The sequence below is a fragment of the Colwellia sp. TT2012 genome (genome assembly GCF_001440345.1).
GTDB lineage: Bacteria > Pseudomonadota > Gammaproteobacteria > Enterobacterales > Alteromonadaceae > Colwellia.
Genome location: NZ_LJYX01000021.1, coordinates 634,401 through 653,189, shown reverse-complemented (window position 1 = coordinate 653,189; position 18,789 = coordinate 634,401). Strand labels below are relative to the sequence as shown.

Annotated in this window: 15 protein-coding genes and 5 tRNA genes; 13 read left to right on the top strand and 7 right to left on the bottom strand. The window is 39.5% G+C overall.

The window, feature by feature from the left end:
• Window positions 1–12 precede the first annotated feature (12 nt).
• The 4 genes from ASU03_RS16820 to ASU03_RS16805 all read right to left on the bottom strand — a co-directional run bounded on the left by ASU03_RS16820 (window position 13) and on the right by ASU03_RS16805 (window position 8,634).
• Window positions 13–1,968: a DNA topoisomerase III gene (locus ASU03_RS16820; RefSeq protein WP_057832908.1), complete on the bottom strand. Its 1,956-nt coding sequence runs from the start codon at window positions 1,966–1,968 to the stop codon at window positions 13–15.
• A gap of 198 nt (window positions 1,969–2,166) precedes the next feature.
• On the bottom strand, window positions 2,167–5,163 hold the full coding sequence (locus ASU03_RS16815) for a TonB-dependent receptor (RefSeq protein WP_057832907.1): 2,997 nt from the start codon (window positions 5,161–5,163) through the stop codon (window positions 2,167–2,169).
• A gap of 549 nt (window positions 5,164–5,712) precedes the next feature.
• Complete coding sequence (locus ASU03_RS16810; protein WP_057832906.1) at window positions 5,713–6,576, bottom strand: DMT family transporter; 864 nt, start codon at window positions 6,574–6,576, stop codon at window positions 5,713–5,715.
• 162 nt (window positions 6,577–6,738) lie between these two features.
• Complete coding sequence (locus tag ASU03_RS16805) at window positions 6,739–8,634, bottom strand: beta-ketoacyl synthase (protein WP_057832905.1); 1,896 nt, start codon at window positions 8,632–8,634, stop codon at window positions 6,739–6,741.
• Window positions 8,635–8,805: 171 nt separating this feature from the next.
• On the opposite strand from ASU03_RS16805, the gene ASU03_RS16800 reads away from it, so the two are divergent.
• Window positions 8,806–9,828, top strand: coding sequence for a GlxA family transcriptional regulator (locus ASU03_RS16800; protein WP_057832904.1), 1,023 nt, complete (start codon window positions 8,806–8,808; stop codon window positions 9,826–9,828).
• A 50-nt stretch (window positions 9,829–9,878) separates the two neighbouring features.
• Here the strand turns inward: ASU03_RS16800 and ASU03_RS21595 are convergent, their stop codons facing one another.
• Together ASU03_RS21595 and ASU03_RS21590 are read right to left on the bottom strand one after the other, a co-directional pair.
• Window positions 9,879–10,406, bottom strand: a complete 528-nt coding sequence (locus ASU03_RS21595; protein WP_231731627.1) for a GGDEF domain-containing protein — start codon at window positions 10,404–10,406, stop codon at window positions 9,879–9,881.
• 116 nt (window positions 10,407–10,522) lie between these two features.
• Entirely contained in the window at window positions 10,523–10,756 is a 234-nt protein-coding gene (locus tag ASU03_RS21590) for a PAS domain-containing protein (RefSeq protein ID WP_057832902.1), read from the bottom strand.
• 196 nt (window positions 10,757–10,952) lie between these two features.
• Here ASU03_RS21590 and ASU03_RS16785 point away from each other — a divergent pair, with 196 nt between their 5' ends.
• From ASU03_RS16785 to nusG, 10 genes are all read left to right on the top strand, one after another.
• Window positions 10,953–11,597, top strand: a complete 645-nt coding sequence (locus ASU03_RS16785; protein ID WP_057832901.1) for a dUTP diphosphatase — start codon at window positions 10,953–10,955, stop codon at window positions 11,595–11,597.
• 203 nt (window positions 11,598–11,800) lie between these two features.
• Window positions 11,801–12,484, top strand: coding sequence for a DUF2726 domain-containing protein (locus ASU03_RS16780; protein ID WP_057832900.1), 684 nt, complete (start codon window positions 11,801–11,803; stop codon window positions 12,482–12,484).
• Window positions 12,485–12,808: 324 nt separating this feature from the next.
• Window positions 12,809–12,884 (top strand) — tRNA-Thr (locus ASU03_RS16775).
• Between the two features lie 60 nt (window positions 12,885–12,944).
• Window positions 12,945–13,029 (top strand) — tRNA-Tyr (locus ASU03_RS16770).
• 77 nt (window positions 13,030–13,106) lie between these two features.
• Window positions 13,107–13,181: transfer RNA gene (locus tag ASU03_RS16765), tRNA-Gly, on the top strand.
• A gap of 16 nt (window positions 13,182–13,197) precedes the next feature.
• Window positions 13,198–13,273 (top strand) — tRNA-Thr (locus ASU03_RS16760).
• Between the two features lie 76 nt (window positions 13,274–13,349).
• Complete coding sequence (gene tuf / locus ASU03_RS16755) at window positions 13,350–14,537, top strand: elongation factor Tu (protein ID WP_057832899.1); 1,188 nt, start codon at window positions 13,350–13,352, stop codon at window positions 14,535–14,537.
• Window positions 14,538–14,925: 388 nt separating this feature from the next.
• Window positions 14,926–15,002, top strand: a tRNA-Trp gene (locus ASU03_RS16750).
• Between the two features lie 93 nt (window positions 15,003–15,095).
• A complete protein-coding gene (gene secE / locus ASU03_RS16745; RefSeq protein WP_057832898.1) occupies window positions 15,096–15,476 on the top strand; it encodes a preprotein translocase subunit SecE in 381 nt (126 codons plus the stop codon).
• Window positions 15,477–15,478: 2 nt separating this feature from the next.
• On the top strand, window positions 15,479–16,099 hold the full coding sequence (nusG, locus tag ASU03_RS16740) for a transcription termination/antitermination protein NusG (protein WP_231731618.1): 621 nt from the start codon (window positions 15,479–15,481) through the stop codon (window positions 16,097–16,099).
• A 131-nt stretch (window positions 16,100–16,230) separates the two neighbouring features.
• Here nusG and ASU03_RS16735 read toward each other — a convergent pair whose 3' ends face one another.
• On the bottom strand, window positions 16,231–16,518 hold the full coding sequence (locus tag ASU03_RS16735) for a hypothetical protein (RefSeq protein ID WP_057832897.1): 288 nt from the start codon (window positions 16,516–16,518) through the stop codon (window positions 16,231–16,233).
• Window positions 16,519–16,983: 465 nt separating this feature from the next.
• On the opposite strand from ASU03_RS16735, the gene ASU03_RS16730 reads away from it, so the two are divergent.
• Both ASU03_RS16730 and rplK read left to right on the top strand, forming a co-directional pair.
• Window positions 16,984–18,084 carry an OmpA family protein gene (locus ASU03_RS16730; RefSeq protein WP_057832896.1) on the top strand — a complete coding sequence of 367 codons (1,101 nt, stop codon included), beginning with the start codon at window positions 16,984–16,986 and terminating at the stop codon, window positions 18,082–18,084.
• Window positions 18,085–18,358: 274 nt separating this feature from the next.
• Window positions 18,359–18,787 carry a 50S ribosomal protein L11 gene (gene rplK, locus ASU03_RS16725; protein ID WP_057182988.1) on the top strand — a complete coding sequence of 143 codons (429 nt, stop codon included), beginning with the start codon at window positions 18,359–18,361 and terminating at the stop codon, window positions 18,785–18,787.
• Window positions 18,788–18,789 lie beyond the last annotated feature (2 nt).

The window sequence follows — 18,789 nt, the reverse complement described above, 5'->3', positions numbered from 1 at the left end:
TTACTTTCAGTGCTAACCAGATTTTTTAGCGGGCTTCTTTGCCGTTTTCTTCTTAAAGTTACCTTTACCGCGCTTCGGTTTAAAAGCCACCTTGGGTAAACCGGCAAAAGATTGCTGACTGGCGCCATAGACCATCTCGGTAACCGTATTGGTTAAGGGCTGCATAAAGCTTAGGTAGCTGGCATTTTTTTCACTAATCGCGGTGAGTGTAGCTTCCCATTGCGCTGTCATATCGGGCAGGGTAGCCATTTCAGGTAGCGCGTTAATTAAGGCTATGCCCACTTCTGTGGCGGTAATAGCTTTGCCGTGGCGTTGTAAAAATCCCCGTTTAAAGAGTAAATCAATAATGCCGGCGCGAGTGGCATCTGTACCTAAGCCATCGGTGTCTTTTAATACTTTTTTAATGGCCGGATCACTGACATAACGCGCAATGCCTGTCATGGCGGCAAGCAAGGTTGCATCGGTAAACGATTGTGGTGGAGAAGTGTGTTTCTCTAGTAGCTCCCCTTGTTGGCAATGTAATATTTGCCCTTTTGTTAAAGGTGGCAGCGTTTGTTCCTGTTCATCTGCAGTCAGCGATTTTTTACTTATCGGGAAAAGTACCTGCCAGCCTTGTTGTTTCTCTATTTTAGCTTGGCTAATAAAAACTCCACCAGCGATGAGTAAAGTAACTTTGGTTTGCTGGTAGATAAACGCAGGATAAAACTGTATTAAATACTGGCGGACAATCATCAAATAGATGTTTTTTTCAAAGGTATTTAAGTTAATGTTTTCCGGTGATTTTTCGGTAGGGATAATGGCATGATGGGCGGTTATCTTTTTATCGTTCCATGCTTTGCTTACTAAAGCGGTGTTTGCCCCTTGTGCGGGTTTATTACAAGGTAAAGATGATTGCGCCAGAGTATTAACAATGCCTCTGGCTTGTTTTAGTTGTTCTTTCGGCAAATAACGACAATCAGAGCGCGGGTAGGTGATCAATTTATGTCTTTCATACAAGGCCTGGCAGACATCAAGCACCAATTTAGCATTCATGGAAAACTGCTTGGCCGCGCTGATTTGTAATTGTGACAAATTAAAGGGTAACGGCGCTGCTTGCTGTTTTTCATTACTATCAAGCTTACTAACCTTTGCTGGTTGGTTATCAATACGCTTAACAACATTTTCCGCTAAGGTTTTAACCAAGACTCGGCCTTCTTCATCGCAATAAGGTTGACAGCTATCACTGGGTTGCCATTTCGCGGTAAAAGCAATAGCTTCATTTTCCTCTAAAGCAATGTGGGCTTGTACTTGAAAAAAAGGTTTGCTAATAAAAGCGGCTATCTCTTGATCACGCCTGACCACTAAACCTAATAAAGGTGTTTGCACACGACCCACTGACAATACTGAGTTATAACCAGTTTTTTGCCCTTGCAAGGTATAAGCACGCGTTAGATTAATACCATAAAGCCAATCAGCACGAGAACGCGCTAAAGCAGAAATAGATAAAGGCATAAAGTCACTGTTAGGTTTTAGTGAGTTAAGCGCTCGCTTAACTGCCGGTAAGTTTAAATCGCTAATGAGTAAGCGTTTAATGTTAGCCTTTTTGCTTTTTGATACTTTAAAGTAATCAATTACTTCATCAACCAGTAATTGTCCTTCTCGGTCAGGATCGCCGGCGTGAATAATCTCAGAGGCTTGTTTTACCAATTTACGTAAAACAGTCAGTTGCGCGCGAGTACGGCTGATGGGTTTTAATTGCCATTGCTCAGGCACTATCGGCAAGGTGTCCATGCGCCATTTTTTTAAATCTGCATTATAATCTTCGGGATCGGCTTGCGCCAAAATATGACCAATACACCAACTAACCACATCTCCATTACCGAGCTCGATATGGGTTCTATGATTTTTATGTCTTCCCTTAATAGAGAGTTGTAAGGCGGCGGCAATGGCGCGCCCTAAACTAGGTTTTTCGGCAATGTAGAGTTTCAAGCCCGATCCAAGAGTTAGTGATTAACAACAATTGCTTAAGTATAATTCGTTTACTGGTTTTATGTACAGCTTTATCGGTGAGCTTTGCCTAGGTAAGGAAAATACAGTATATGTGATTAAAATTAAGTCATAAAAAAACCGCTCAGAAGAGCGGTTTTTATTTTAGCGATAGCTAATATCTTTATTAAACGTTAACTATTAAAACTCGTAACGGGCAACAAAAGAAACATAACGCTCTGTTTGACGGTCAGTAACACGACCATATTCAGGGTTAAGACCAAAATTACCATCTGCATCGTCATGTGTTCTAGTTTCAATAATGTTCGTTGTTGAATCACTATCAAGTACGTTATAAACAGTTGCTTTAAATGATAAATCACTACCCATTAGTTCAGTCATATAAGTCAATGATAAATCAATATTAGTTACCCAATCTAAATTACCTTTTGTACCACGCTTGGCGGGTTGTTCATTTTCATCATAAAAGCTTGAGTGACCGTAATAACCTTCACAGGCGTCCCATACATTACCTGCAGTACAGCTATCAACATTTAATGGATGACGGCCAAGGTAACTTTGTGGGCGACCTGAACTAATGCTTGAAACAAAACCAAAAATTAAGTCTTCAGTAATATCGTAACTACCATTTAGTTTGAATACATGAGTATGATCATTTGGTAATAAACCATAACCGTGATCCATCACATCGCCATAATCATATGAAGTAGTCCAACCTGGATCAGCTTGGTTGTTATCTGTTTTAACTAAACCTTCAGTATTACCCCAGTTTTTAGAGTAGGTATAAGAAGAGTTAATACGGAAGCTATCCGTGATTGAACCATCAAGGGTGAATTCCCATGCACCATAATAACGTTCCATTTTAGGTAACATCATCTCAGCGGCTGATAAAGTAACTGATTCCACACCATTGTCAGCATTGCCATCAAAGTCTTGCTCTATGGTTAAACTCTCACCAGGGTTATGTAAGAACCAAACACCACCAACATCATCAAAACCAAGTTCAGCTAACTTTTTATTAAGTGGCGAAGTGATATCACTATCTTCTACACCGCGACCTAGCTCACGCCAGATAACACGGGTACCAAAAGTCATAGTATCAAATACTTCTTTTTGGTAACCAATAGTAATTTCATCAGAGTACATAGGTTTTAATGTCGTAGAAGCAATGCCGCCAGCGGCTAAGTTGCTACTGTCTTGTCTGGTATAGGTATCACGGTATGTTGCGCCACGACTTGGTGAGCCATCAGCAAGTAAAACCGGGTGATAACCATCAGCATCTAGTTGATCTGTACGATAATAATCAAGAAGATCTGTAGCCGAACCACCTTGAGTAATGTTCATGTTTGCAGAAACAGGTTGGAAATAACGACCGAATGTAGCATATACTTTTGACGTGCCATCACCTGCTAAATCATATATTGCTTGTAAACGTGGTGCTATTTGATTATCAAAATCAACATACGCTTCGCCACTGGTCATGGTATTTTTAGATTGGGTATAACGTACACCCATATTTAATACCAAGTTATCAGTAGCTTGCCAAGAATCATTTACATAAAAAGCTAATTGACTTACATCTGAGTCAGTAAAGCGATTACGTACCCGTTTTTCAATATAAACATCACCTACTGGCGCACCTGAAATACTACCATCACCAGCGACACGAACTGTCCACCAAGCGGCAGCATCACCTTCACCATTTGGGTAGGCTAAATAATCTACGGCAACATTGGTATAATCAACACCAAAGCTAATAGCATGTTCTTCTAGATCTAAATTAAAATCAACACGTACTTGGTCACGAGTATATTCTTCCTCTGTGAGTTCGGCATCAGTCTCAGCACTTAGTTTATTCCAGCCGTCTCTTGAGTCCCAAACTAGCGGGTCGGTTGAACCTGGGATGGTTGTCACTTCTTCCACTACGCGACCTACTACAGCACTAACACTGAAGTTATCAGTAAGGTAACCATTATAGTTAACGCTATATAGTTGACCGCCATCCTCACCTGGTGAATCAACGCCACGTCGAGCACCGACCACATTATTTGCTGAATCGTATGCGTAAATTTTGTTGGTCCAAGTACGCTTGTTGTTCATTGCCATAAAACCAAAAGAATGGTCTTCAGTAGCAAACCAATCAGCTTTAATAAACCAACGATCTGATTCTCTAACTCGATCTGTGGTAGTGGTTTGATCTGCCCAACTCTGCTTTTCTTTACGTGGTTCATATAAAGCATAGGCAAATAATGTATCTTCGATTAAGGCACCACTTACCCAAATTCTTGCTTCAGTAAAATCTAAGCTATCCTGTTGAGTAGCACCTTCATCTGACACTTCACCACCAGCGAGATAAATAGTGTCTTGGGTTGAACGCAGAGATGATGGGTCATAACGTACTTGAGCACCAAATTTAAATTCGTTATCACCAGACTTTGATACCGCATTGACAATGCCGCCTAACGCGCCGCCAAATTCAGGACTTACGCCGCCGGTTTTTACTTCTGTTTGAGCAAGCGCTTCCCATGGTATTGATAAAGAACCTAAACCAGTTTTAATATTAGTAATATTAAGACCATTTAAGTAATAAGCATTTTCAGCTGAAGATGAACCACCAAAACTTGAGGCACCTTTAAAGTTTGAACCACCGGCTGCTGCTGTACCTGGAGCTAGCATAGCAATATTTTCAAAACCATTATCGACGGGCATTCTGTCCAGATCTTCTTGATTAAAAGTGACTCCACCAGTTGATGAAGATAAATCAACACGGCGAATGCTGCTGCCGGTAATGGCAATACGTTCAATTTCTTCTGAACTTGCTGAATCTGATAATAATTGGCTATCAATAATAACTGGTTGGCCGATTCTTAAGCTAACATTTGATTCTATAGCAGCAGTATAACCATCTTTAGTGATAGTAATATCATATCGACCAACCGGTACATTACGTAATGAGTAATTACCTTTGTCATTTGTTTGAACGGTGAATACTAATCCTTTAGTTTTATGTTTTAGTGTAATCGTAGCATTGCTGAGAATATCGCCTGCATTACTGATGATATGGCCTTTAACCACACCTGTATCTGCTGCCATAGCACTTGGCATAGATAGCATTAATGCTGTACCAACAGCGATAGCTGCTAATGTTCTACGTGCCTTAAAATTTGATTTATTCATTTTGTTATACCTGTTTTAATTTCATCTATTGTTTTGTTTTTATATATTATTTTTGTTTTAGTCCTTAACCTGACGAACTCCCGTTGTACTTTTTACTCGTCAGTAGCAGGTGCTTTTAATAGAACAACACAGAAGTACAATTACACTTATATATGTTATATTGTATATTATCCACAAGTATATGATTGCAAACTATTACAAGTTGCATAACAATTGGACTAGCAGTTACTTTGCATTAACAAAAGTTCAGTAAAATTGCTTGCTCAAGGGAAGGTGAGAATAAATTGCATGTGTAAAAAGTGTACTAAGAACAAAATACTCTTAGCTTAGAATTATTTCGAATATAATGCTGGTTTATTGGGTTAATGCCAAATTTAATACAGCAATGATGGCTAGCTTATGTTTAATAAAGATGTTTGGTAACCTCTTTATTAAAACGGGGGAATCAACTATTCATTCTCGTTAAAATTAGCTTAAATAGATAATGATTAGACGAATTTTATCTCTGATGAATTTTAACTTGCATTTTGAAAAGGCGTTACTTTTTGACTAGGCTGTGCTTGATTTTTTGCAAGTTAATACCAAAATGGTACCGGACAATATAGCGCAGGATGCGAGCACTACGCGTAGAGTAATAGCTTCATTAAGTAACATAGCCCCCGCGAGAGTGACCAATATAGGCACACTTAATTGCACAACAGCGGCTTGAATCGCCTTAAGCTCAGGCAATATACTGTACCAAATAATGTATCCCATGCCTGAGGTAATAATGCCGGAGAACAGCGCATAAAATGCTCCTGTACTATCTAAGTTTATTGAGCCGTGATCGACTAAGTTGACAATAAACCATAAGAGTATCGCCATTGGCGCTGCTTTGATAAAGTTGCCTGCAGTTGCTGCTGCGGGATCACTTGCCCCTCGACCTTGCAGTGTATAAATACCCCAAGCAATACCAGAAATACACATTAATAAGGCACCTATAAATGAAGGGGCCCGTATACCCGGTAGCATTAATATCACTAAGCCAGCAAGCGCGAGTACAAAACCGATTAATTGTACTCTATTCAGTCGTTCGCCTTCACGGTAGCCAACAAGTGTCATGGTTATTTGTACTGAGCCAAACAGTAATAATGCGCCTGTACCCGCGGCGATTAAACCGTAACCATAAGTGAAACTAACCGCATAAATGAATAGGGCAGCAGCAGCGAGCCAGCTGCCTGACTGAAGCGGTGCCTTATGATTTTTTATCGTGACAAATAGCCATAAGAACAGTGCGCCAGAAACGACTCTAAGCATAATGAAACTTGCTTCATCTATGCTGGTTTTTTCTAAGGCAAAGCGTGTTATCAGTGAATTAGCGGCAAAAGCTAATAGTGATAGTATGGTGATTAGGATGATTTTAAGCCGAGTCATATATTTGTCCTGGTCTTTGTTTTGGCAACGATGGCGAGGCGTTAGCGACTCGGCTCTAGATTTCTAACTAGATGCTAAGTAAATAGTTAACACGATAGCAAAGAGTAAAATTAAGGTGTTAGCTCAGCAAATTTCAAGCTAACACTTGCATCGCTAAGGCTATTAAACCATATCATCAAAAGGGTTTTTAGTCGGTAAGGCAATACTGTTTTTAAATTCCGCGAATTTTATCTTATCAGTCGTTAGCTCAATGTCATCCTCATTAATCAGGCCTTCGCCAAATTTATAAATCAAATCAAATTGACCGTTATTGGCATTATCTCGATACACTTGCTGTGCTTGTTCGACGCTAATTAGCTTTTGTTGATATTCTTGCATAGCCTCAGCGCCATAGCGTTTTTCCATCATGGCTAGGGTCACTTTTGGCGAGAATATGGTTGCCGTGGCGTTATTGCCGCCAAAACCTTTTGAGTTAATAAAAGCGATGTCCATGTCATGACAATGCCAATGCTCAGTGGCAATATTTAGGTGTTGGTCATGCACATCGTCAGCAACTTTATCAATGGTGGTAATGCCAGGCATAATATTATCACTGAAAACACCTAATGCCATGGCCATTTGATCGCCACTAGCTGGGCCTAGTGTATGGCCGACATAGGCTTTGGGTGCCGCTACTGGCCAATTTTCTATATTAAAACATTCAGCAACTCTATGGTAAATCAAAGATTCAGTGACGCGGTTTTGTGGCGTACTTGAGCCATGCGCAAGAATAAAGCTACGTTGTTGCAGTGCTTCTTTACCTAAAACTTGCTCGGCTAAAGCAACCGATTTTGCCATCGTTATATAGTTACCTGGACCTGGCGCCGTGATAGATTTTTTATAACCATCAGCATTAATAAATACATCGGCAACGGAGGCCAGTACTTTTGCGCCCATTGCCAAAGCCAGAGCATCATCCATCAAGATCACAAATTGTGCACCTTCACCTATAGTAAAGCCACAATTTTTACCAAAAGGACGACTGGTGCGGCGATGATCGGCGGTGTCGGTACCGTCTAGTCTCTTTAAGCCTTCTTCGTTGGCTAGTGCGCTCATATTGCCAAAGCCTTCAATGACTTCTGGCGTGATTGCCGCTTCACTACTACCGACAATAGCGACGCGTATACGGCCAGCTGCCATGTCATGAACAGCCGCACGTAGGTTATATAAAAAGGTTGCACAAGCACCAGAGCTGGTAAAGGTGGTACCGATATTACCAATAACATAGGCATTAATAAAATCGGTAGACATGGTATTTAACCCTAGGGCTAATTGTTTAGTACTGACGCGAGAGCCGGTTAAACGACTTTTAATCAAACCGCCCAAGCCCTCATCATTTAGTTGGCCGGCGATCGAGGCCGAATAAACACCTACTTCATCAGGACTGATCTTGTCTAAAATAGCATCCCATTCAATTCCTGTTGAACGAATGGCATCAGTAGCAGCGAAGATGGTTGCTTGTAAACCACGCGGTTGATAACGGCTCTTATATAGTTTTGCCGGGTCAAAGCCTGTTGGAAACTGTCCTGCGGCTTTAATGGGGTTATCACGATAGGCATCATGAGTAATGGTTAATTGCTCAGGAATCTTAACCGCAACTCTAGCCTCGCCGATATCAGTCAGCAACCATGAACTTGGTACGGGTTTAGGTAACTCTTTTTTGAGCAACTCAAAGGAAATATATTTATCAGTAGGGCTGATATTCATCTTTTGATGCCAATGAGTAGCATCGGGATCAAAATGATTTTTCTCAATTTTACGAATTAAGGTACCGGCAAGAATTTGTTGGCCGAATTTGGCTTCTATCTCACTAGGAGCGACTGTATTACCATCAACATCCACTAAAGTGCCTTGTTGATAGCTGACGATATTCATTAAGCTTGCTAAGCCAACAAAAGTTTCTTGACGTGCTTGGGCATTTAACTTATCGATGACGATACGACGGAAGCCTTGATGAAACGAGGTGCGTCCTGCGGCATTAATACCGCCCATGCCAATAATTAAAGGTAAACGTGCCATCTAATAACCCACTTAAAGAATTTGAATAAATGCAAAAGAATAATAATGCCTAATATCTTCACTATTCTAATGACTCCTTAAAAATTTAATAAGCTAAAATGGCCATATTATATGTAATAATGGCCATATTATATGTAATAATGGCCATATTAAGTTGTTGAGAGATAAAAAATGCCTAATAGACTCATTAAATCAGAAAATCTTATGGTTCATTTGCTGATTTATCCTCACGTTTTAGCGACAGGTGTCACCTTGCCTGTTGAAATGTTACTTGCCGGTGAGGCCTTTGCCCGACGTTATGATAAGTCTGCTTTAAAACTTAATACACAATTTTTGAGTGAGTCGTCAGCACAAATAAAGTCACGTGCTGGTATTAGTATGATTGCTGATATCACCCTTGACCATGAAGCCGATGTTAGCACCGTGCCAGCCGATATTATTATTGTGCCGAGCTTGTGGCGTAATCCTCGGCCGGTACTTAAAAAGCATAAAAAACTTATTGCTTGGCTAAAACATTGTTGGCAGCAGGGCAGTACATTAATTGGCGTTGGTACTGGTGTGTGTTTTTTGGCAGAATCGGGCTTGTTAGATAATCACTCAGCGACAACCCATTGGCATTATGTTGAGCAATTTAAACGTGATTATCCGCAAGTAGACTTAAAGCCGGATTTCTTTATTACCCAGTCAGAAGGCATTTATTGTGCGGCGAGCTTAAATGCTTTGGCTGATATTATTGTGCATTTAATTGCCCAGCATTATGGTAAAGCCGCGGCACAAAATGTCGAACGAAATTTTTCCCATGAAATACGCAAGCCCTATGAAGAGCAGCGTTATTTAGAAGGTTCGGGTGATAGACACGCCGATGAATTGATTGCCGAAATTCAATTTTGGTTACGTACACATTTAAATACTGAATTAACCTTAACTGAAATTTCAGAGCAATTTGGCATGAGTCAACGCTCATTCACTCGTCGATTCAAAGCTGCAACGGGTGTTAGGGCCACCCAATATTGGCAACAATTACGCATAGAAACGGCAAAAGAGTTACTGGCGTCAAGTAACTTAACCATACAAGAAATAGCAGATCAGGTCGGTTATCAAGATCAAGGACACTTAACCCGCTTGTTTAAGCAGAATTTAAGTTTAACGCCAAAAGTTTATCGTGCCATGGTAAGGAAGAAGTTGTTTAGTTAAGTAGAAAGGGTAAAAAACTAGTGATGAATTACAGGTGTTTATCTTAACGTTTATTCTACCGGGCTAAAAACGACGTTGTTCTTGCCATTTGCTTTCGCTTGATAAAGTAGGCTATCAACCCGTTTAGCGATAGAGTTTACGCAGTCACCTTTTATCACGGCACAAATGCCTAAACTAATGGTGATGTTAATACCTGGCATTAAGGTTTTACTTGCCACGGTTTGACGAAGTTTTTCAGCTAATTTTATCGTATCAATTTTTGTTTTGGATTCCGATAAAATAACAAATTCCTCACCTCCGACTCTAAATAGATGATCCGTTTGTCGAATATGATTTTCAATAAGCGCACTGAAGCTTTGTAATACTTTATCGCCAATATCATGACCAAAATTATCATTGATTTTTTTGAAATCATCTATATCGATGCTTATAATAGCAAAGGGTGTTTGATAGCGCTCAAAACCCGCCAGCAATGCTTTTATCTTTAAATTGTAGGCTTTTCTATTGTTAACCTTGGTGAGTTCATCGAGTAAAGTTTGCGCTTTTAATTGTTGATGCGCTTCTTCTAATGAGGTGATGTCTCTGCTTATACCTAAAATACCAATATGGTTAGTAGCATACTCGAAGGGTATTTTTTTTGTTAATAGGTAAACCCTACTGCCATCAGGATAAGTAACCCACTCTTCATTAGTTCTTATTTACCTTCGGCTAACATGAGTTTATCGTGATGCCTAAATAGACTAGCGAGGTCATGATCAAATATTTCGAAATCATTTTTACCGATTAACTTATCAGCTGATATATTGATAAAGTGGAGAAAGGCGGTATTGCAGCCAATATATTTGAAGTCTTTATCTTTATAGAAAATCAAATCATCAATTAAATTAATGACGGAGTTTAATAGTAAGTCTCTCTCTAAATACTTCATAAATCCTCCTATTTCTACCTGCTTATATTTTGGTGAAAGTACCACAAAATAGCAGCCGGTGAAATTTACTTTTACCTCATTAATATAGTCATAAAGTTACTCTTTAAGCAAAACAAAGAGCAAAAACTTGTCATGGGCTATCAGCTACGGCAGAATAGCCGACTAAATTTATAATTTAAGAAAACTTGAGAAAAACATGAGCGAACAACTATCAAACGCACTTTCTAAAGCTGAGAAGCAAATTAGTCAAATGCTAACTATGCAAGATGCGATGAACAGTCGTGTTAGTGACACCTGGCGTGAAAATGGCTACGAGTGGTATCGTGCTATTTGGGTGGAATGTGCCGAGATGTTAGATCATCATGGTTGGAAGTGGTGGAAACACCAAAAAATTGATATCGCTCAAGTGCAATTAGAGCTGGTCGATATCTTTCATTTTGGTTTAAGTTTACGTTTGATGTCAAACGATAGTGCCGAGTTTATTGCTCGCGATCTAGCGAAAGAATTACATCAAGGCACAGGCGAAAGTGACTTTAAAGTTGTACTTGAAAACTTAGCATCAGCAGCAGTGACCGATAAAACCTTTGATGCTAAGGCCCTTGCTGACTGCATGTCCTTAATGAATATGGACTTAGATGAGCTCTTTAAACAATATGTTGGCAAAAACACACTAAACTTTTTCCGTCAAGATCACGGCTATAAAGAAGGTAGTTATATTAAAGAATGGCACGGTGAAGAAGACAATGAGGTGTTAGCTAAACTTGTTAGTACTTTAGATGCTGGCGCCGATGATTTTCAACAGCAGTTATATAAAGCGTTAGAAGAAAAATATCCCGCTTAAGTAATTCGCTATATCCACCTATATATAGGTGCAGTAATTTTATGCTGCACCTAGCTCTGCAACAACACGCCAATAAACCGTCCCCGAACAACCCATAATAATATCTTTAACTTTGGCACACATTCTGCTTAATTCTGCTTAAGTAGTGCGTTTATCCTCTGGAATCAGGAAAAGCGTCAAGAATTTGAATCCCGGAGAAGTATATGGAATTGATATTATTTGCCTTGATTACCTTAGTGGTCATTGTTGCCGTGTTAGCTAGTCGTTTAAATGATAATAGCTTTCCTTTTCCTTTTGATAGTAAAAAAGCAATATTTACCCCGGCAGAAAAGAACTTTCAAAACTTAGTTGAGCAAGCCCTAGGGACAAAATACCGGGTATTAAACCGAGTGAAATTAAGTGATGTGGTAACTATTCGTAATGGTGTTTCAAGTCGAGCTAGCCAAAGTGCGGCTAAAAGTGCTGAAGCAAAATACTTAGACTTTGTCATTTGTGAACGCAGCACCATGAAATTACTGGGCGCCATTGATTTAGTGGATACGCAAGGGCGAGGTTATAAAATAAAGAAAGACTGGTTTGTCAGTGGTAGTTTAGCCGCGGCTTCAATTCCACATCTGCGTATTAAAGTAAAAGCGAATTATACCCTAGAAGAAATTAGAACATGTATTCATACCCGCTTGTTAGGTAAATCAGCGGCTAACTTTGCCCCTCAGCCAAAAATAAAAGGGCGTATCATTCCTGCTCCTATGATAAGAGCGAGAAATAAGTCAGTTGGTGCAGTAACTTCAGCGGCGGCTAAAGCACAAGTTGAGCCAAAATCACCTGTGATACCGCAAATGTCTGCAGGACAATTAGGCGCTATGCCAGCAACGTCATTATCGCATTAAGCTTTGATACTTTTTAGTTATACTTTTTTATTAGAGAATAGCACTACTATATAGTGTAAAGAATAGAGTGAAGAATGGGCCTTAAAATAGCTTAACTGCGAAAAACACACTAAAATAATAAATCCGTCATTATATAGTTAGATAATATAATGGCGGATTTTTTACTTTAGCCATCGGCAATATGCAGCTAAGCCGTTAAAGTAACCATACCTTGAATAAAAAATCAGCAAACAAACAATAAACAGCTAAAAAGTTCAAAATATTTCAATTTAGCTATTGCCAGGGGCAAAACATTACACTAGAATTCGCACCACTTAATGTAGTGCCGACTTAGCTCAGTTGGTAGAGCAACTGACTTGTAATCAGTAGGTCGCCAGTTCGATTCCGGCAGTCGGCACCATTAATACTTATTTAAGCTTTGCTTATATAAGGTACCCGTGAAAAGGTATCGGCTCAATGTGGAGGGGTTCCCGAGTGGCCAAAGGGATCAGACTGTAAATCTGACGGCTCAGCCTTCGGTGGTTCGAATCCACCTCCCTCCACCATATTTCGACTTATGCTTATGGCGCTTATTTTGCAACATAAGAGTAGGTCAAAAAACAGAGATGATCAGATAGAGTAAGCGGGTGTCGTATACTGGCTATTACCTCAGCCTTCCAAGCTGATGAAGCGGGTTCGATTCCCGCCACCCGCTCCAATCTTTGTATATGTATGCTGATATGGCTCAGTTGGTAGAGCACACCCTTGGTAAGGGTGAGGTCGGCAGTTCGAATCTGCCTATCAGCACCATTCCTTAGATAATACTATCCAGATATTTCAAATCTTGTAAAATTAAACTTAATTCTATACCCAGAGGTATTTTAAAATGGCTAAAGAAAAATTTGAACGTACCAAACCGCACGTTAACGTTGGTACTATCGGTCACGTAGATCACGGTAAAACAACATTAACAGCCGCTATCTCTGCGGTATTAGCTAAAAAATACGGCGGCGAAGTTAAAGATTTTGCTCAAATCGATAATGCTCCTGAAGAGCGTGAACGTGGTATTACTATCAATACTTCTCACATCGAATATGATACAGAAGTTCGTCACTATGCCCACGTAGATTGTCCAGGCCATGCTGATTACATTAAAAACATGATCACGGGTGCTGCACAAATGGATGGCGCTATCTTAGTAGTTGCGGCTACTGATGGTCCTATGCCACAAACACGTGAGCACATCTTATTATCTCGTCAAGTTGGTGTTCCTTACATCATAGTGTTCATGAACAAATGTGACATGGTTGATGACGAAGAGTTATTAGAGTTAGTAGAAATGGAAGTTCGTGAACTTCTTAGCGAATATGACTTCCCAGGTGATGATTTACCAGTAATTCAAGGTTCAGCCTTAGGTGCATTGAACGGCGAAGAGAAATGGGTAGAGAAAGTACTTGAGCTAGCTCATCACTTAGATACTTACATTCCAGAGCCAGAGCGTGCAATTGATGCTGCATTCATTATGCCAATTGAAGACGTTTTCTCAATCTCAGGTCGTGGTACTGTAGTAACAGGTCGTGTTGAGTGTGGTATCGTTAAAATTGGTGATGAAGTAGAAGTTGTTGGTATCCGTGATACACAAAAATCTACGTGTACTGGTGTTGAAATGTTCCGTAAGCTTCTTGACGAAGGTCGTGCTGGCGAGAACTGTGGTATTCTTCTTCGTGGTCTTAAACGTGAAGACGTTGAACGTGGTCAAGTACTTTGTGCTCCAGGTTCAATCTTACCTCATACTAAATTCGAATCAGAAGTTTACATCTTAAGCAAAGATGAAGGTGGCCGTCATACTCCATTCTTCAAAGGCTACCGTCCACAGTTTTACTTCCGTACAACGGATATCACTGGTGCTGTAGAGCTTCCTGAAGGTGTTGAAATGGTAATGCCTGGTGACAACTTGAAGTTTGTTGTTGAGCTAATCAACCCAGTAGCGATGGACGAAGGTTTACGCTTCGCAATCCGTGAAGGTGGTCGTACTGTTGGTGCTGGTGTTGTTTCTAAAATCCTAGACAAGTAATATTTATTTGCTGTTATTTATTGAATAACAAGCTTATGCTATAAATTCAAAAGGTCGCTAACGTGGCCTTTTTTTTTGCTAAAATTCACCAATAAGAGACAGTTTAGCCTTTATAACGGATGAACTTTGTCAGCTCTGCTTCGACATTTTAAAAGCTATATCTCACTTTCATGGCTTGTTCATTGGCAAAACCTTGTTTTTAAATAATCACTTACTAATTATTGGCAGATACAATGGTCAGTAAGGTGCTATCTTACTCAATATAACAAATACTTCTTGAGTAAAACACTGGGCTGAGTATAATGGCGCCTCACTTCTTGAGTATCTCTTAATTCCCAAAAACTAAGATTACCCGGTAAGTGTAACGAGTGCTTTATAAGCGATCTGTAGGGGTGTAGTTCCAATTGGTAGAACAGCGGTCTCCAAAACCGATGGTTGGGAGTTCGAGTCTCTCCACCCCTGCCACTTTGTGTAGATATAGGTAAACTTACCTATGTTTTATCGGCTTGTGATAGCAAGTCGTGTTATTAAAAAAGTAGATAAATACGGAATAGAATTATGAATGCAAGTACAGAAGAGCAACCAAGCAGTTCTTTCGATACGTTAAAGTGGGGGGTTATTTTCTTACTTTTAGCTGCTGCTGTTGCAGGTAATTACGTTTACGGTGAAGAATCAGCGTTGATTAGAGCCGTTACCGTTGTCGTAATGGTTGGGGTTGCTGGCTTAATTGCATTACAAACTGAAAAGGGTCGTAATGCCGCTATATTTGCAAAAGAAGCGCGTACTGAAGTACGTAAAGTTGTTTGGCCAACACGTCAAGAAGCCGTGCAAACGACAGGAATTGTTTTAGTAGTGACTTTATTGATGTCATTACTACTTTGGGGATTAGACTCTGTTCTATTCTGGTTAGTTAGTTTAGTTACGGGTATGCAGGTTTAGTTATGACTGAAGAAAATATGTCTGAAGAAGAAAATGTCCCAGAGGAAATTTCAGCTGCAGAGAGTGCAGAACAGCAATTAAATAGAAACCCGAAGTTGCGCTGGTATGTAGTACAAGCCTTTTCAGGTTATGAAGGTCGAGTGCAAAAAACATTGGTTGAGCATATTGGCATTCACGGCTTAGAAGAAAAGTTTGGTGAGATTTTAGTACCAACTGAACAGATCGTTGAAATGCGCGCAGGTCAAAAGCGTAAAAGTTCACGTAAATTCTTCCCAGGTTATGTTTTAGTTCAGATGGAGCTTGATGATGAGTCTTGGCATTTAGTTAAAAGTGTACCGCGTGTACTTGGTTTCATTGGTGGTACTAAAGAACGTCCTGCGGCAATTACTCAAAAAGAAGCGGATCGTATTTTACAGCGCCTTGCAGAAACTGACAAGCCTAAACCTAAGACATTATTTGAGCCGGGTGAAGTTGTTCGTGTTATTGACGGACCATTTGCTGACTTTAATGGTGTGGTTGAAGAGCTTGATTACGAGAAAAATCGTATCAAGGTATCAGTTCTTATCTTTGGTCGTTCAACGCCAGTTGATTTAGAATTTGGTCAAGTTGAAAAGGGCAGCTAGTTAGCTAGCCTTACTTGATATAAAAAGTATTTGATATAAAAAGTATTTGATATAAAAACGCTTGCCTTGTGCAGGCGTTTTTTGTTTCAGGGCTTTATTTTAATTACAAAGCTCTACCAAACAATTTGTTATTAAGTTATCTGTATAGGCATGTTAATGATTGATTTAGCTGTTAGGGCAAAATAGGCATTAGGTTTGATGATAAATGTTGAGGAAGGCAATTGTTGTTTTTGGGTATTCACCACAATATGGATTTTACCTCGGCGTTTTAGCGAAGAAAAGTCAGCGAGGTAATAGTGTGTGCCTTGTCCCCATTCGGTAAAGCTTGGTTGAGCGGTAAGTTGGCCTTGAAAAATAATGTTTGAAACTCGATACACGATGAAGCGACTTGCTGTTTCACCTATGGGTAAAGCAACCACCGCTTGCTTAGGTGCTTGCTCATCGAAAGCTACTTGGTGATATAAATATTGGCTTTAGCTAAATTTGGTGGGTTACTTGGCTGAGGTTGACTACTACAAGCAGAGACTAGCACTAACATCGCCAGCAGTATAAGTTTGCCAACATGAGTGTAGGCTGTGGTAAATAGGGTGTTATTTCCGTAAAATTATATTTTTATAGCATTCACCATAGCCTAATAACGAATGTTTGGTAATACCTTAATTGCGGTAACTGATGCATTTATTGCCATTGTTAAGGTGAGTTAACCTGAACTCTCGGAGAATTACTTATTATCTACATGCTGGTTCTGTAATAATTGCTGCTACTACTCAATATTATCTTATAATTTACATTTTTTTCACAAGTTGTGTGGAGTATTTACTCAAAAAGTTTAGAATGCGCACAAGAAATACTTCTTAAGACGATTTATATAAGGAAACTATTCAATGCGCCCATTTAAACTATCAAAATTATGCCAATTCATTGCTTTATCAGTATTTTCATTTTCATTGGCTGCTACAGAGCAAGCAACAGCTGAATCACTTGTTGGTCATGCATACTTAGGTGGTCACGCTATGTATTTAAAAACGGATGAAGATCGTTTATATAATAGCCATGCTAATTCGTCAATTGATCATGCCTCGGGTTTAGGCGTTGAAGCAGGGTATCGTTTATCTGAGTTTTTCGAAACTAGACTATCGTATACACATTTTAACCCAGTTGCTAAACATCATAATTATGATTTATCTTCGGGTAAAAGTATTGCCTTAGATTTATTGTATTTTCCTTTTAAAGAAAGTTTTTATCTTGTCGGTGGTGCTGACTTTTTAACGGTTGAAAAATCAAATCTATCGGCTGCTTTAGGTGCCGGTTACCGTCATTATTTGTCGAAAGATATGGCGGTGTATTTTGAAGGAAAAGGCCACTATCAATTTGATGAGCATTTTACCGATTTCTCTAGCAAAATCGGTTTTATCTATTACTTTGGTCGCGAGTCTCAAAAGATAAAGCGCACGGTGCCAACTAAAGTGATGACAATAAAGCCTGCAGCGCCAGCAATTACCGCTGGTACCATAAAAGATAGCGATAATGATGGCATAGTTGATAACCAAGATAATTGTGCAAATACACCCATAATCGATAAAGTAAACGCTAAGGGTTGCACTATCTTTACTGCGCAGCAAAAGTCAATGCGCTTATTAGTAAACTTTGAGAATGACAAAAGTGAAGTACGCCCTGAGTATAAAAGTGAAGTAGCAAAAGCTGCAGAGTTTATGAATACTTATCCTTATGTAAATTTAACCATTGAAGGTCATACTTCAGCACTAGGTAGTGAAATATATAATCAAGTGTTATCAGAAAAACGCGCACAAGCAATTGTTGCTGTGTTAATTAATGATTTTGATATTGATATGAGTCGCTTAAACTCTATTGGCTACGGTGAAACAAAATTGATGAATCCAGCCGATACGGCAGTAGCACATAATGATAATCGGAGAATTGAAGCAAGTATTTCTATTAGCAAGCAAGTGGCTGAAAAACGTTAATTATTAGGCGAAATTAACATTAGCCTAGACCAGTAAATAGTCATTTTTACTGGTCTAGTAATAAAAGCACTTGAAATGGTACTACTGCTTAATATATAATCCGCTGCCGCTTATTTTTAGCGCGCACTAAATACGCTGGTAAATGTTATGAAAGTAACTGTTTTATAAAGCGAATTTTGTAAACAGGGAAGCTTAATATTTGCATGTGAGTTGGCCAATGCCGACTTAGTGTTAAATAAATAGCGTTAATTACCCAAACTAAAGGTATTTTAAAATGGCTAAAAAAGTCCAAGCTCTAATCAAGCTACAAGTAGCTGCTGGTGCAGCTAACCCGTCACCACCAGTTGGTCCTGCATTAGGACAACACGGTGTTAACATCATGGAATTCTGTAAAGCGTTCAACGCGAAAACAGATTCTTTAGAAAAAGGCGCTCCGGTTCCAGTAGTAATTACTGTCTATAATGACCGTTCGTTTACTTTCGAAACAAAAACTCCACCTGCTTCTTACTTATTGAAAAAAGCAGCTGGCATAAAAAGCGGCTCTGGTCGTCCTAACACTGAAAAAGTTGGCACTGTAACTACAGCTCAACTTGAAGAAATTGTTAAGATGAAAGAAGTTGACCTAACTGCGGGTTCTATGGAAGCTGCAGTGCGTACCATTGCGGGTTCTGCTCGTTCAATGGGTTTAGTGGTAGAGGACTAATC

What these genes read in the sequence shown, in the direction of transcription:
- tuf (WP_057832899.1), top strand. Translation starts at nt 13,350, where the DNA reads ATGGCTAAAGAAAAATTTGAACGTACCAAACCGCACGTTAACGTTGGT.
- secE (WP_057832898.1), top strand. Translation starts at nt 15,096, where the DNA reads ATGAATGCAAGTACAGAAGAGCAACCAAGCAGTTCTTTCGATACGTTA.
- ASU03_RS16810 (WP_057832906.1), bottom strand. Translation starts at nt 6,576, where the DNA reads ATGACTCGGCTTAAAATCATCCTAATCACCATACTATCACTATTAGCT.
- ASU03_RS21590 (WP_057832902.1), bottom strand. Translation starts at nt 10,756, where the DNA reads ATGAAGTATTTAGAGAGAGACTTACTATTAAACTCCGTCATTAATTTA.
- ASU03_RS16730 (WP_057832896.1), top strand. Translation starts at nt 16,984, where the DNA reads ATGCGCCCATTTAAACTATCAAAATTATGCCAATTCATTGCTTTATCA.
- ASU03_RS16785 (WP_057832901.1), top strand. Translation starts at nt 10,953, where the DNA reads ATGAGCGAACAACTATCAAACGCACTTTCTAAAGCTGAGAAGCAAATT.
- ASU03_RS16815 (WP_057832907.1), bottom strand. Translation starts at nt 5,163, where the DNA reads ATGAATAAATCAAATTTTAAGGCACGTAGAACATTAGCAGCTATCGCT.
- ASU03_RS16805 (WP_057832905.1), bottom strand. Translation starts at nt 8,634, where the DNA reads ATGGCACGTTTACCTTTAATTATTGGCATGGGCGGTATTAATGCCGCA.
- nusG (WP_231731618.1), top strand. Translation starts at nt 15,479, where the DNA reads ATGACTGAAGAAAATATGTCTGAAGAAGAAAATGTCCCAGAGGAAATT.
- ASU03_RS16800 (WP_057832904.1), top strand. Translation starts at nt 8,806, where the DNA reads ATGCCTAATAGACTCATTAAATCAGAAAATCTTATGGTTCATTTGCTG.
- rplK (WP_057182988.1), top strand. Translation starts at nt 18,359, where the DNA reads ATGGCTAAAAAAGTCCAAGCTCTAATCAAGCTACAAGTAGCTGCTGGT.
- ASU03_RS16780 (WP_057832900.1), top strand. Translation starts at nt 11,801, where the DNA reads ATGGAATTGATATTATTTGCCTTGATTACCTTAGTGGTCATTGTTGCC.